Consider the following 13654-nt stretch of genomic DNA (forward strand, 5'->3'; position numbering starts at 1 on the left):
CGCATGAGATTCCCTAGGTCAACCTCAGGCGGCGTTTTGTTGCATGGCGCCTCCGTGGAGTTGGGGGTTGTAGATGGTGTGGTCTTGCCAGCATCGCCAGATCACGCGGACCCAGGCTCGGGCCAGGATGCGGACGGCGTGGGGGTGGCGTTTGCCGCGGGCGATGGCGTCCTGGTAGATCTTGGCGGCCCAGGGGCTGGCGTGTCGGGAGTCGTCGGCGAAGTCGATGAGGGCGTTGCGGAGTTTCTTGTCCGCGGCCCAGCGGAACCCGACGGAGTGGATCTTCCCGCTGGCTCTGGTCACGGGCGCGACGCCGGCCAGCGCGGCGAGGGATTCCTCGTCGGGGAATCGGGCGCGGACGTCGCCGATCTCGGCCAGCAGTGCTGCGGCGCGGACGCCGTGTCCGGCTTTGGGGAGGCTGGTGAAGATGTGGGCGTCGGCGTGGGCGTCGAGGCGTTCGATGATCTCGGCTTCGAGTTCGCGTTCTTGATTTCTGACGGTCTCCATGGCGCGCAGCAGTGCGTGGACGCAGACGGCATGGCCGTCGGCTTCCTCGGCCGACAGGCCGGCCGGGGGTGCGTCGGTGACGCGGGCGTGGAGTTCCTCGACGGGGGTGCGGCCGCAGTAGGCGATGCGGCGCAGGAACGCCGCGAATCGGGCTTGGGTGAGCCGGGTCGTGGCGTGCTGGGTCGGGTAGCGGCGCAGGAACGCGATGGTGACGTCGCTGTCCAGGCGGGCGAACAGGCCGATAGCGCCGGGGAAGCAGCGTTCCAGTTCGGCGCGCAGCTGGTTGATCAGCCCGACACGGGCTTCGACGAGTTGCTTGCGGGTCCGCGACAGCGATCTGAGTACCTGGGTGGCGTCGCTGTCCTGGGTCAGCGGTGTGAGCCGGTGCCCGTCGGTGCGCAGCACGTCCGCGAGCACGTACGCGTCGCCGGCGTCGGACTTCGCGCCGGAGCCGGTGTAGCGGCTGCGGAGGCCTTTGACCTGACGTGGCGTGATCACCACGACTCGCAAGTCGGCGTCGAGCAATGCTTCGACCAGCGGCCCGTCGCAACGTTCGATCGCGACGCCTTCGACACTGAGCTTGGTCAACCGTTTCACCAGGCCGTTGAAGGTCTTGCCGGTGTTGGAGATCTCGAAACGAACCCGGATCTCACCGTGCTCGTCGACCACGCAGATGGCATGGGTCTTGGTGGCCCAATCGATGCCGGCGAACAATCGCCGGTCCTCTTCGGTGGACATCTTTCCGGTCCTTCCTGTGATGATGGATATGGCACCGTCGGGAATGGGGAGCCGGCCCGGATGCTCATTGCGTGGCGGTCCAACCCGCATATCCCTAGCGCCGGTCTTGGCTTCCCGGCCCGGCGGCTGCCGCAGATCTCATGCTGGTCCTCGAGAGACAAGCGACGCTGGCGGTCAGCCACCGGCCGGCGGTTCAACAGGAAGCCTCATCCGACGCGACCCAATCGCGCTACAGAAGCGATGGTGCACCAATGAGCGAGATCGTCGCACTGCTCGGCTACACGCACGGGGCGCTGCTCNAGCGACGCTGGCGGTCAGCCACCGGCCGGCGGTTCAACAGGAAGCCTCATCCGACGCGACCCAATCGCGCTACAGAAGCGATGGTGCACCAATGAGCGAGGCGGCGGTCACCGTGGGCGGCACCGGCGAGTCGGGGGCGCAGGGGCTCGTGATGGGCATCGACGAGGTCGGCTCGCGCGCCGCGAGCATCGTGCAGAACGTCGAGACCGTCATCGCCGGCAAGCGCGAGGCGATCACGGCGTCGCTCACCGTGCTCCTCGCCGAGGGGCACCTGCTGATCGAGGACGTGCCGGGCGTCGGCAAGACCATGCTCGCGAAGGCCCTCGCCCGGTCGGTCGACAGCACCGTGAGCCGCATCCAGTTCACGCCCGACCTGCTGCCGAGCGACGTGACGGGCGTGTCGGTGTTCGACCAGTCGACCCGCGGGTTCGAGTTCAAGCGCGGACCGGTGTTCGCGAACGTCGTGATCGGCGACGAGATCAACCGCGCCAGCCCGAAGACGCAGTCGGCGCTCCTGGAGTGCATGGAGGAGCTGCAGGTCACCGCCGACGGCACCACGTACGTGCTCCAGCAGCCGTTCACCGTCATCGCGACGCAGAACCCCATCGAGATGGAGGGCACCTACCCCCTGCCCGAGGCCCAGCGCGACCGGTTCATGGCGCGCATCTCCATGGGCTACCCGTCGCCGGCCGACGAGATCGCCATGCTCTCCACGCGCGAGACGTCGAGTCCCCTCGACCGTCTCGTTCCCGTAGTGTCCCTCGCCGAGCTCCGCGACATGATCGTCGCCGTGCAGCACGTCTTCACCTCCCAGCCGGTCAAGGAGTACGCAGTGCTCCTCGCGCGGGCCACGCGCGAGGACCGGCAGTTGCGGCTCGGCGCGAGCCCCCGCGCCACGCTGCAGCTGATCCGCGCCGCCAAGGCGCACGCCGCCATGCACGGCCGCGACTTCGTGCTGCCCGACGACGTCGATGCGCTCGCGGTGCCCGTGCTCGCGCATCGCCTCGTGCCGACCAGTCGCGCGATCGGCGCGCACGACCGCGACAGCGGGCCGCTCATCGACGCCATCGTGCGCCGCATCGTGGGGGAGACGCCGGTTCCGGTCGGCAGCGCACGAAGGAGCTGAACCGTGTCCCGCCCGCGCTCCGTTCGCGTCTCGGCCTGGCCGAGACTGACCAGGCGCGGCGGCACACTGGTCGTCGTCGGGGTGGCGCTCCTCGCGCTGTCGCTGTGGTTCGACCTGCGCGACATCCTGCTGCTCGCGTTCGTGGGCATCGCGATGCCGGCAGCGGCGGCCGTGTTCGTCGTCGTGCGCACGCCGCGCCTGGCGGTGACCCGGGCGTTCGCGCCGCCCGTGGTGCCGGCGGGCTCGTGGACCCGGGTCTCGCTCGTCGTGAAGAACCGGGGCCGCCGCACCTTCGACGGCGCGCACTGGCGCGACACGGTGCCCGACGGGCTCGCGGGCCCGCCGGAGGCTATCCTGCCCGCCATCGGTCCCTACGAGAGCGTCCTCCCGTCGGGCGACGACACCGTGCGCCTCGAGTACCGGCTCCGGATGCCGCGCCGCGGCATCGTCTCGATCGGCCCGCTGCACGTGGGCATCACCGACCCGTTCGGACTCGCCCGCATCGACCGCGAGGTCGGCACGGGGCACGAGATCATCGTGACACCCCGGGTCACTCCGCTCGAGGCCGCGCTCGGCAGCGCGGCGTCGATCGACGGCGTGGTGCATGGGCTGCGGCGCCGCACGCACCCCAACTCCGACGAGCTCATCGCCCGCGAGTACCGCTACGGCGACCCCCTCCGCCGGGTCAACTGGGCAGCCACCGCCCGGCGCGGCGAGCTCATGGTGCGTGAGGAGGAGCAGCGCGGCGACCCCGAGGCGCGGGTCCTCCTCGACACCACCCTGTCGGGTCGCTCCCGTGTGCCCTCGCTCCGACGCGAGCACGACGAGGGCCCGCACCACGGGTTCGAGCTCGGCATCGAGGTCGCCGCCTCGATCGCCGTGCACCTGCTCGAGCGCGGCTTCCAAGTGCGGTGCACGCAGGTCGCCGACCCCGAGCGGGCGATCATCCAGGGCGCGGCATACGACGGGGGCTATCGGATGCCCGGCGGCGACCGGATGCTCCTCGAAGACCTCGCGCGACTCGAGGAGCCGGCACGGCCGACCACGCACTCGGGCGAGCCGCCTGCGGCATCCGAGGCTCGACCTCGAGCCCGCGAGGCGCGGGCGCCTGGGTTCGCGGTGCTCGTCGATCCCGACGAGCAGGAGACGCGGAACCTCGTGGCCATCCGGCCCATCTTCGAGCCCGCGATCGCGTTCGCCACCGAGGGCGTCTCGCATTCCGTGCTCGAGCTGCTCGAGGAGGCGGACTGGCGCATCATGCGCGTCCGTCGCCCGACTGACATCGGCGAGGCGTGGTCGGGGATCGCGGCAACCGCTCGCGGCCGATCGTCGGTGAGGAGTGCTCGCCGCACCGGCGACGATGAGGGGACCGTGACGGATGCGCCCTGATCCCGTGCCCCTCTCCCGCGCGCAGCGCCTCGCGCTCACGACGGCGTCGTTCCTGTTCCTCGTGATCGCCACGATGGCGCTCGGACCGTTGATCTCCGGGAGCGGGTGGTGGTGGCTCTGCGCGTTCATCACCGCCGGCACCCTCTACGCCGGCTTCGGATTGCGCGCCGTGCGCACTCCGCCGTCGCTCGTGCCCGTGCTCGAGCTCGGCGTGCTGCTGCTCCTGCTCACGCTGTTGTTCGGCGGCGCCACCAGCTTCGCGCTCATCGTCCCGACCCAGGGCACGTTCGAGACGTTCGGCGAACTCATGGTGGGCGCACAGCGCACGATCGAACAGCAGTCCGTGCCGGCGATCACGGTGCCTGCGCTGTCATTCGCGCTCGCGCTCGGCGTAGGCGTTCTCGCCGTCGTCACCGACATCCTCGTGCAGACCTTGCGGGTGCCGGCGCTCGCGGCGGCACCTGCGCTCGTGCCCATCCTCATCCCGGGCTTCATCATCGAGGCCGGTGCGGAGCTGCCGACCCTGGTGCTGACGGCCGCCGCCTACCTGCTGCTCCTCCGTGTCGACGTGCGCGTGCGCCGCAGGGCGCGCCTCGCCGCGGGCGATGAGGGCGAACGGGCGGCCACGGTCATCGCGCCGAAGCACGTGCCGATCGTCTCGACGCTCGGCGCATCGCTCGGCCTCGCCGCCGTGGGACTCCTCGCCGCATCCGTGCTCGCCGCCTCGACGCCCAGCATCTCCACGAGCCTGCTCCTCGGATCGCCATCGCAGGGCACCCTGTTCGCACGAGGCGTGAGCCCCTTCATCGACCTCGGCCGCGACCTGCGTCGGCCCGAGCCGCGCCCCGCCTTCCACTACCTCGCGCGCGACGCCGACCGCCCGTACTTCACCCTCCTCACGCTCGATCGCTTCGAGGGCGAGGTGTGGAGCGCCACCGAGCGGGCGGTCGACGGCGACAACACCGTCGACGCGATGCCCCGGCCCGAGGGGCTCTCCAGCAGCGTCGAGACCTCGGAGCATCCGATCGACGTCGTCATCGACGACGTGCGGACCACCTGGCTGCCCGTGCCGTACCCGACGGCGCGCATCGAGGGACTCGACGGCTCGTGGTTCTGGGACGACGGCTCCCTCACGGTGCGCAGCGTCGACACGAACACCGGCGGGCAGCAGTACCGGGTGACCCGCCTCAAGGTGGAACCGACGCCCTCGCAGCTGCGCGCGGCCGACCGCGACGTGCCCGAAGAGCTCGCGCCGTACCTCGTGCTGCCCGAGGAGCTTCCCGGAATCATCACCGAGACCGCGGCATCCGTCACCGCTGGGATGCCAACGAAGTACGACGCGGCCGTCGCGATCCAGGCGTACCTGCGAGGCGTCGAGTTCGACTACTCCACCGAGGCGCCCGTCGAGGAGGGTTACGACGGCGGCGGGTTCGACGTGATCGCGAAGTTCCTCGAGACGAAAGCCGGGTACTGCGTCCACTTCGCCTCGACCATGGCGGTGCTCGCGCGCGAGGTGGGCATCCCCGCGCGCATCTCGATCGGGTACACGCAGGGGTCGCCGACCGAGGAGCGGGTCGACGGCGTGCAGCGCGTCGAGGTCGACTCGCACGATCTGCACTCCTGGCCGGAGCTGTACTTCGAAGGGGTCGGCTGGGTGCCCTTCGAGCCGACGCCCGGGCGCGGTCTCGTGCCCGACTACTCGCGGCCAGGCGCCGGCGAGGAGCAGGGGCCGAACGTTCCGAATGCGGCGACCTCGACGCCGGGCGCCAGTGGCCGTCCCGACCTGGACCCCGACCGCGGGCTCGCGGGCCAAGGCGGCGACGCGCTCGCCGCGGCGGGCCAGCTGTGGCTCCGCGGCGGTGCGGTGGTGCTCGTGCTGGCGCTGCTGATGCTCCTGCCCGCCGCGTTCCGGGCGAGCCAGCGCCTCACGCGCGTCGGCAGGGTGCGCCGCGGCGAACGACCGGCGGATGCCGCGTGGGACGAGCTCGTGGCCACGGCCCGCGACCTCGGTGCGGGCGGCGGCGACGCCGAGACCCCGCGCGCGTTCGCGGCGCGGATCGCCGAGCGCGACGCGTTCGCGGAGGACGTCACCGCGCGTGCGGCGCTCCTGCGCCTGCGCGACGCCGTGGAGCGCCAGCGATACGGGCCCGCGGGCGGCGCACCCGGTCCAGGACTGGCCGAGGACCTCGGCGCCGCGCGCGCCGCGCTCCTCGCCGACGCGGGCGCGCGCGAGCGCGTCAGGGCGGCGCTCATGCCCCGATCGCTGTTCGACCGGGCGCGCAAGGCCCTCGGCGATCGCCTCGCGCCCGGGGCGTAGAATCGTCGATCGTGGCCACCCAGCATTCGCCGTTCCGCGTGAACGTGCGCGACCTCGTGAATCGTCCGGGCGAGATGCGCGAGCAGCGTCTCGCGATCGCCGTCGCCGAGCCGATGGGCGAGGGACTCGTGTCGGTCAGGGAGGGGTCGGAGCTCGACCTCGACGTGCGGCTGGAGTCCGTGCACGAGGGGATCCTCGTGACCGGCGAAGTCGACGCAGTCGCCGAGGGCGAGTGCGGACGCTGCCTCATCGACATCGCCCTGCCCGTCGAAGTCGAGTTCCAGGAGCTTTTCGCGTATCATTCTGGAGAAGCTTTCGAGTATGGGGTTCAAGACGACCACGTGGATCTTGAATCGCTCATCCGAGATGCGGTGGTGTTGTCACTGCCGTTCCAGCCGGTGTGCCGGCCGGACTGCCCGGGTCTCGACCCCGTGACCGGGGTCCGACTGGCCGATCATCCGGAACTCGTCACCCCTGACCAGCGCGACCCGAGATGGGCCGCGCTCGCGGGGCTCCAGGCTTCCGAAGACCATGGCCCGGATCTCGCATCCGGAGCCGACCAGCAGAGAGATTGAGAGAGAGTCATGGCTGTTCCCAAGCGGAAGAAGTCACGCGCCAACACCCACGCGCGCCGTTCGCAGTGGAAGGCCGAGGTCCCCACGCTCGTCAAGACGGTCGAGAACGGCAAGGTCACCTACAGCCTCCCGCACCGCGCGAAGGTCGTCGAGGACTCCGCGGGCACCCCGCTCTTCCTCGAGTACAAGGGCCGCAAGGTCGCCGACGTCTAGTCGGCCTCGACCCGCTTTCCGACCGGTCGTGACGCGAACGGAGCACACGGGGACTGAGCCCACTGCTCAGGTGGAACGCACGCTCGATGAGCTGCAGCGGACGCTGCAGGTCGAGGTGGATCCGGCCCTGCTCCAGCTCGCGCTCACGCACCGGTCGTTCGCGTACGAGAACGGCGGCATCCCCACCAACGAGCGCCTCGAGTTCCTCGGCGACTCGATCCTGGGGCAGGCCGTCACGGTCAAGCTCTTCGGCGACCACCCCGAGCTCGACGAGGGCGAGCTCGCGAAGCGTCGCGCGAGCCTCGTCTCGAGTGCGGCCCTCGCCGAGGTGGGCCGATCGATCGGGGTCGGGCCGTACATCCGCCTCGGTCGCGGCGAGACCATGACCGGCGGTGCCGACAAGCCGTCGATCCTCGCCGACACCGTCGAGGCGATCATCGGCGCCGTCTACGTCGACGCCGGCGGCGACGCGGCCACGGCGTTCGTGCTGCGCCTCATCACCCCGCTCCTCGACGACCCCGAGCGGTTCGGAGCAGCCATGGACCCGAAGACGAGCCTGCAGGAGATCGCCGCCCGGCGCGGCGCACCCCCGCCCGTCTACACGGTCACCGAGTCGGGCCCCGATCACCAGAAGCACTTCGTCGCCACCGTCTCGGTCGGCGAGCTGGTGCGGGCCTCCGGCGAGGGCTCGAGCAAGAAGCAGGCCGAGATGGCCGCCGCGCTCGAGGCATGGACCGAGCTGAACACCCGCTGACGTGCCCGAGCTGCCCGAGGTCGAGGTCGTCCGCGCCGGGCTCGCGCCCGCCGTCACGGGTGCGCGCGTCGCGGCGGTCGACGTGCTCGACACACGTGCGCTGACGAGGCACGACGCGGCATCCGGCGACTTCGAGGCGCTCCTCACCGGCGCCCGCATCGAGGCCGCGGTGCGGCGCGGCAAGTTCCTCTGGCTGCCGATCGGCGACGACCGCGCCGTGGTCGGTCACCTCGGCATGAGCGGACAGCTGCTGCTGCGCACGCCCGATCACCCGGGCGACGACCGGCATGCCCGGATCCGGCTGCACGTCGACCATCCCGAGTACGGGGAGCTGCGCATCGACTTCGTCGACCAGCGCACGTTCGGCTCGCTCGCCGTCGACCGACTCGTGCCCACCGCCGACGGCGAGGTGGCCGGATTCTCTGGCGACGTGACCGGGCCGTGGGCGCGCAGCATCCCGGCCCAGGTGGCGCACATCGCGCGCGACCCCCTCGACCCCGCCTTCGACGACGCCGCATTCCTCGACGCGCTCGCCCGCCGCTCGTCGGGCGTGAAGCGGGTGCTGCTCGACCAGGGCCTCGTGAGCGGCGTCGGCAACATCTACGCCGACGAGTCGCTGTGGGCCGTTCGACTGCACGGCGAGCAGCCGGCCGCGTCGCTCTCGCGGCGGCGCGCCCGCGAGCTGCTCGCAGCCGTGAGCGACGTGCTCGGCAAGGCGCTCGCCGAGGGCGGCACGAGCTTCGACGAGCAGTACGTGAACGTCAACGGCGCATCCGGATACTTCGCACACTCGCTGAACGCGTACGGACGCGCCGGCCTGCCCTGTCCGCGATGTGGCACGCCCATGGTGCGCGAAACGTTCATGAACCGCTCGTCGCACCGCTGCCCGCGCTGCCAGCGGCTCCGGATGCCGCGTCAGCCCGCGTCGGCCTGAGGCGTCTCGCCGCTGTCCTCGCGCTGCCAGACCGCCTCGAGCCCGCACCGGCGGAAGCCGAGCGCGAGGTTGATCGCGAGCATATGCTCGTTCTCGTCGGCGTTCCAGGTGTAGACGACCGTGCGTTCGGGGGCGGTCTCCGCCAGCCGCACGAGGTTCGCGAGCTTCACGAGCATGCCCAGCCCATGCCCCCTGTGCGCACCGACGACGAGGGTGTCGTACTGGTACGCGAACCCGCGCCCCTGAGGCAGTTCGAGCTCGGTGTATCCCGCGACGTCCCCGGCGTCGGTCACCGCTGCCGCGACGAGCACGCCCGTGCCGCCGTCGAGCTCCTCGTCCTCGTGCTCGCGCACGCGTGCGGCATCCCAGCGCTCCACGTCGATCGTGACGCCGCCCGCGGGCACGTCGAGCACCATGCGCTCACGGGCGGCCGCGTACGCGTCCACGAGTCCCTCCGGCGTACGGTCCGTCCAGAGCTCGAGCCGGTAGCCGCTTGCCCTCGCCCGGGCCGTGCGCGTCTCGAGCTCGCGACGGAACGCGTCGATCCGGCCGTCCACCGCGAGGCTGCTCACCCGTTCGAGTTGCGCGAGCGTGTAGCCGCGCGCCGCGGCGAAGCCGGCCGCGGGGGCGGATGCCGGGAGCTCGGCGTCCCCGTCGGGTGCACGCAGCACCGGGCCGCCGTCGGCGGCGCGCGGTGGGTCGGGATGATCGGAGTAGGCGACGACGGTCGAGCGGCCCAGTTCGCGGGCGGTCTGCTCCGCGGCGGCGAGGAGCTTCGAGCCGACGCCACGCCGGCGGTACGAGGGGAGCACGCCGAGGGTGAGCTCGACCGTGGCGGCCCCCGACTCGCGTTCCCAGCCGAGACCGCTCCTCCCGACGAGCGCGTCACCGTCCCAGGCGCCGAAGGCGCCCCGCCCGCGGTGAGTGTCGTTGCGGTGCAGGCCGAGGAGCGCCGCCGCGGTCTCGGCGAAGTGGTCGTGGCCCCAGTTGGCTCGCTCGAGTTCGAAGCCGAGCGCGGCGTAGGCCTCGAACTCACGGGCCTCCGGCGTGTCGAGCTGCCGCGGCACGGCGATCCGGCGGACCTCGATGGACATCACCGCTCCTCACGCCGCAATCGGGCAGCCGCCTAGACTAGCGCGCGGCCGTCGCTCGCGGCAAGGGCGGATCGCGTCGATGGCGGCGGGGGCGAACGGCCGCTCCGCGTTCCTCGACTACGCTCGTCGGCAGCGCGCTCGCGAGTCGGAAGGGTGGGACGTGTACCTCAAGAGCCTGACGCTGAAGGGATTCAAGTCCTTCGCGCAGCCGACGACGTTCGCCTTCGAACCGGGCGTCACGTGCATCGTCGGCCCCAACGGCTCCGGCAAGTCCAACGTCGTCGACGCCCTCGCATGGGTGATGGGCGAGCAGGGCGCGAAGACGCTCCGCGGCGGCAAGATGGAGGACGTCATCTTCGCCGGCACCGCGACGCGCGGCCCGCTCGGGCGCGCCGAGGTCAGCCTCACGATCGACAACGCAGACGGGGCGCTGCCGATCGAGTACAGCGAGGTGACGATCTCACGCACGCTCTTCCGCAACGGGACCAGCGAGTACGCGATCAACGGCGAGACGTGCCGGCTGCTCGACGTGCAGGAGCTCCTCAGCGACTCCGGCCTCGGCCGTGAGATGCACGTGATCGTCGGACAGGGCCAGCTCGACGCGGTGCTGCATGCGAGCTCGGAGGACCGCCGCGGCTTCATCGAGGAGGCCGCGGGCATCCTGAAGCATCGTCGGCGCAAGGAGAAGACGCTCCGCAAGCTCGACGCGATGCAGGCGAACCTCACGAGGCTGTCGGACCTGGCGGGGGAGATCCGGCGCCAGCTGAAGCCGCTCGGCCGCCAGGCCGAGGTCGCCCGCGAGGCCGCGACGATCGCCGCCGTCGTGCGCGACGCCCGAGCCCGCCTGCTCGCCGACGAGGTCGTCGGGCTGCGCCTGGCGCTCGAGGAGCACGGACGCAGCGAGCACGAGCGGCACAGTGAGCGCCAGGTGCTGCAGGAGGAGCTCGAGCAGCACCAGGCCCGCGTCGAACGGCTCGAGTCCGCGTACCTCGGCGACGGCGTCGACGCGGCGCGGTCCACCTCGCACGCGCTCGAGTCGGCGCAGGATCGGCTGCGGGCGCTCGATGCGCTCGCCCGGCAGCGCATCGCGCTGCTCAGCGCCCAGGTCGAGCCGACGGATGCCGCGCCCAGCGTCACGCGCGCGATGATCGACGAGGCCACGGCCGGGCTCGACGACTTCGCGGCGGCTGTGGGCAAGGCGGGATCCGCGCTCGAGGCCGCCGTGGCCGCCACGCGCACGACCCGCGACGAGCTCGACGTCGTCGACGAGGGCATCGCGCGGCAGAGCGCGCGCGTCACCGCCTACGACCTCGAGCTCTCGGGGCTCGCCGGGCAGGCCGACACCGCCGCCTCGAAGCTCGCCGCGGTGCGCGGAGAGGTGCTGCGCCACGCGAACGCCCTCGAGGCCGCGGCCGCCCGGCGGGAGGCCGCTGCGGTGGAACTCGCCCGCGTCGAGGCCGAGGCCGAGGCGGTCGAGGGCGCCGAGACCGACCTCGACGAGGCGTACGAGCTCGCCCAGGCCGCGGTGTTCGAGGCTGAGGGCGAGATCGAGCGCCTCCGCGAGGAGTTCCACGGGCGCGAGAGGGAACAGGGCGCGCTCGCCGCGCGCACCGCCGCCCTCTCGCTCGCACTCGACCAGAAGGACGGCTCGGCCGCCCTGGTGGAGGCGCGCGTCGACGGCGTGCGCGGGCTGCTCGCCGAGGCACTGCACGTCGAACCCGGCTACGAGCCGGCGATCGCCGCCGCGCTCGGCTCGCTCGCCGACGCCGTGCTCGTCGAGGACCGCGCCACCGCCTACCGCGCGCTCGAGCACGCGGAACGCGGCGAGCTCGGCCGCGTCGCGCTCGCGCTCGCCGACCCCGGAGTGGCGCCGCGGGCCGGCGTCGCGGTCCAGGGGCTCATCGCGGCATCCGACGTCGTCACCGCTCCTGCGGGCGTGCTCGCCCTCCTCGCCGAGGTGCTCATCGCCGACGACCTGGACGCCGCTCGCGCCGCGGAGCCCGCGCTCGCGCGTCTCGACGGCCCGGCGACCGTCATCACGAAGGGCGGCACCGTCGTGGGCCGCTACGTCATCCGCGGCGGCACCGGACGTGAGCAGAGCCGCATCGAGCTCATCGCCGAGCGCGACCGCGCAGGCGCCCGCCTCGAGGAGGTGCGCGCCGAGCTCGAACGCTCCCGCTTGGAGCTCGCAGAGCAGCGCACGATCCTCGAGCAGTCGAAGGAGCAGGCCAAGCAGGCGCTCGCGGCCCTGCGCGAGTTCGACGCGCAGCTCGCGCGGCGCACCGAGCAGCTGAACCGCGCGCGCGTGCAGGCCGAGGCCGCCGACGCGGAGGCCGCCAGGCTCGAGCAGGCCGCCGCGAACGCCGAGGAGCGCGTCGCCGACGCCGAACGTGCCGCCGACGAGGCGAGGGCCGCCCTCGAGCAGGCGCGCGCCGTGCCGCGGCCGGTGCTCGACGCGACCGCGCGCGACGGCGCCGTCGCCGCGCTCGAGCGCGCGCGGGAACTCGAGGTCGAGGCGCGGCTGAGGCTCGAGACGGCGAGGGAGCGGGTGCGCGCCGAGGAGGCTCGTGTCCGTGCGATGGAGCGCCAGTTCGAGGCCGAGCAGCAGGCCGCGGCGGATGCCGCACGGCGCGCCGTCGTGCGACGCGCGCAGCTCGCGGCGGCGACGCGGGTCGCCGACTCGCTGCCGGCCGCGCTCGCGTCGGTCGACGCCGCGGTGGCCGAGGCGCGGGTCGCCCTTGGTCGGGCGGAGGCGCAGCGCACGAGCCGCAGCGAGGAGCTCCAGCGCGTGCGCCGCGAGGAGGCGGCCGTGCGCGAGCGCCTCCACGCCGTCACGGAGGACGTGCACGGGCTCGAGCTGCGCATCTACGAGAAGAGGCTCCACGTCGCGGGGCTCGTGGAGCGCGGCGAGTCGGAGCTCGGCCTCACCGAGGACGTGCTCATCGCGGAGTACGGGCCCGAGGTCGAGATCCCGGGGGAGGACGAGGAGTCCGAGCCGCGCGCGTTCGTGCGCGAGGAGCAGCAGCGCCGGCTGGCCGCCGCCGAGCGCAAGCTCGCCCAGCTCGGCCGGGTCAACCCGCTCGCGCTCGAGGAGTTCGCGGCGCTCGAGCAGCGCCACCAGTTCCTCACCGAGCAGCTCACCGACCTTGCGAACACGCGCAGGGACCTCCTGACGATCATCGAGGAGATCGACGGCAAGATGGAGTCGATCTTCCGTGGCGCGTTCGAGGACACGCGCGACGCCTTTGCCGAGGTCTTCCCCGTGCTCTTCCCGGGGGGCACCGGCAGCATTGCGCTGACCGACCCCGACAACATGCTCACCACGGGCATCGAGGTCTCGGTGAAGCCCGCCGGCAAGAAGATCGAGCGGCTGTCGCTGCTCTCGGGCGGTGAGCGCTCGCTCGCGGCGGTCGCCCTGCTCATCGCGATCTTCAAGGCCCGGCCGAGCCCCTTCTACATCATGGACGAGGTCGAGGCGGCACTCGACGACGCGAACCTCGGGCGGCTGCTCACCACCCTCGAGGACCTCCGCGAGTCGAGCCAGCTCATCGTGATCACGCACCAGAAGCGCACGATGGAGATCGCCGACGCGCTCTACGGGGTGTCCATGCGGCAGGACGGCGTCTCGGCGGTGGTGGGTCAGCGGGTGCGCGAGGAGCGCGAGGCGCGCGCGAGCTGACATCGGCACGCGGCATCCGCTACCAGCG

At 72.2% G+C, this 13654-nt stretch carries 10 protein-coding genes; 8 read left to right on the forward strand and 2 right to left on the reverse strand.

What is annotated here, in order from left to right; translation table 11 throughout:
- Positions 1 to 24 precede the first annotated feature (24 nt).
- Complete coding sequence (locus tag ASG80_RS05630) at positions 25 to 1245, reverse strand: IS110 family transposase (RefSeq protein ID WP_056729208.1); 1221 nt, start codon at positions 1243 to 1245, stop codon at positions 25 to 27.
- Positions 1246 to 1636: 391 nt separating this feature from the next.
- Between ASG80_RS05630 and ASG80_RS05635 the strand changes: the two genes are divergently transcribed.
- From ASG80_RS05635 to mutM, 7 genes are all read left to right on the forward strand, one after another.
- Positions 1637 to 2671 (forward strand): MoxR family ATPase, encoded by a 1035-nt coding sequence (locus ASG80_RS05635; RefSeq protein WP_056729209.1) that lies wholly within the window; start codon positions 1637 to 1639, stop codon positions 2669 to 2671.
- A 3-nt stretch (positions 2672 to 2674) separates the two neighbouring features.
- Positions 2675 to 4060, forward strand: coding sequence for a DUF58 domain-containing protein (locus tag ASG80_RS05640; protein WP_056729210.1), 1386 nt, complete (start codon positions 2675 to 2677; stop codon positions 4058 to 4060).
- Complete coding sequence (locus tag ASG80_RS05645) at positions 4050 to 6377, forward strand: DUF3488 and transglutaminase-like domain-containing protein (protein ID WP_056729211.1); 2328 nt, start codon at positions 4050 to 4052, stop codon at positions 6375 to 6377. Before ASG80_RS05640 ends, ASG80_RS05645 begins: the two co-directional genes overlap by 11 nt.
- An 11-nt stretch (positions 6378 to 6388) precedes the next feature.
- On the forward strand, positions 6389 to 6952 hold the full coding sequence (locus tag ASG80_RS05650) for a DUF177 domain-containing protein (RefSeq protein WP_235508197.1): 564 nt from the start codon (positions 6389 to 6391) through the stop codon (positions 6950 to 6952).
- Positions 6953 to 6961: 9 nt separating this feature from the next.
- Complete coding sequence (rpmF, locus tag ASG80_RS05655) at positions 6962 to 7165, forward strand: 50S ribosomal protein L32 (protein ID WP_022887809.1); 204 nt, start codon at positions 6962 to 6964, stop codon at positions 7163 to 7165.
- Between the two features lie 70 nt (positions 7166 to 7235).
- Positions 7236 to 7919 carry a ribonuclease III gene (gene rnc, locus ASG80_RS05660; protein WP_056729212.1) on the forward strand — a complete coding sequence of 228 codons (684 nt, stop codon included), beginning with the start codon at positions 7236 to 7238 and terminating at the stop codon, positions 7917 to 7919.
- 1 nt (position 7920) lies between these two features.
- Positions 7921 to 8853 carry a bifunctional DNA-formamidopyrimidine glycosylase/DNA-(apurinic or apyrimidinic site) lyase gene (gene mutM / locus ASG80_RS05665; RefSeq protein ID WP_056729213.1) on the forward strand — a complete coding sequence of 311 codons (933 nt, stop codon included), beginning with the start codon at positions 7921 to 7923 and terminating at the stop codon, positions 8851 to 8853.
- On the opposite strand, the gene ASG80_RS05670 is transcribed toward mutM, so the two are convergent.
- Entirely contained in the window at positions 8835 to 9947 is a 1113-nt protein-coding gene (locus ASG80_RS05670) for a GNAT family N-acetyltransferase (RefSeq protein WP_056729214.1), read from the reverse strand. The genes mutM and ASG80_RS05670 overlap by 19 nt on opposite strands.
- Before the next feature lie 160 nt (positions 9948 to 10107).
- Here ASG80_RS05670 and smc point away from each other — a divergent pair, with 160 nt between their 5' ends.
- Entirely contained in the window at positions 10108 to 13626 is a 3519-nt protein-coding gene (gene smc, locus ASG80_RS05675; protein ID WP_056729319.1) for a chromosome segregation protein SMC, read from the forward strand.
- The last annotated feature ends 28 nt before the right edge of the window (positions 13627 to 13654 follow it).

The sequence above is a fragment of the Agromyces sp. Soil535 genome, assembly GCF_001428255.1.
In the GTDB taxonomy this organism is placed as follows: domain Bacteria; phylum Actinomycetota; class Actinomycetes; order Actinomycetales; family Microbacteriaceae; genus Agromyces.

Excerpts from the sequence above, each read along its gene's own strand:
- ASG80_RS05630 (WP_056729208.1), bottom strand. The coding sequence starts at position 1,245 with ATGTCCACCGAAGAGGACCGGCGATTGTTCGCCGGCATCGATTGGGCC.
- rpmF (WP_022887809.1), top strand. The coding sequence starts at position 6,962 with ATGGCTGTTCCCAAGCGGAAGAAGTCACGCGCCAACACCCACGCGCGC.
- ASG80_RS05670 (WP_056729214.1), bottom strand. The coding sequence starts at position 9,947 with ATGTCCATCGAGGTCCGCCGGATCGCCGTGCCGCGGCAGCTCGACACG.
- ASG80_RS05635 (WP_056729209.1), top strand. The coding sequence starts at position 1,637 with ATGAGCGAGGCGGCGGTCACCGTGGGCGGCACCGGCGAGTCGGGGGCG.
- ASG80_RS05645 (WP_056729211.1), top strand. The coding sequence starts at position 4,050 with ATGCGCCCTGATCCCGTGCCCCTCTCCCGCGCGCAGCGCCTCGCGCTC.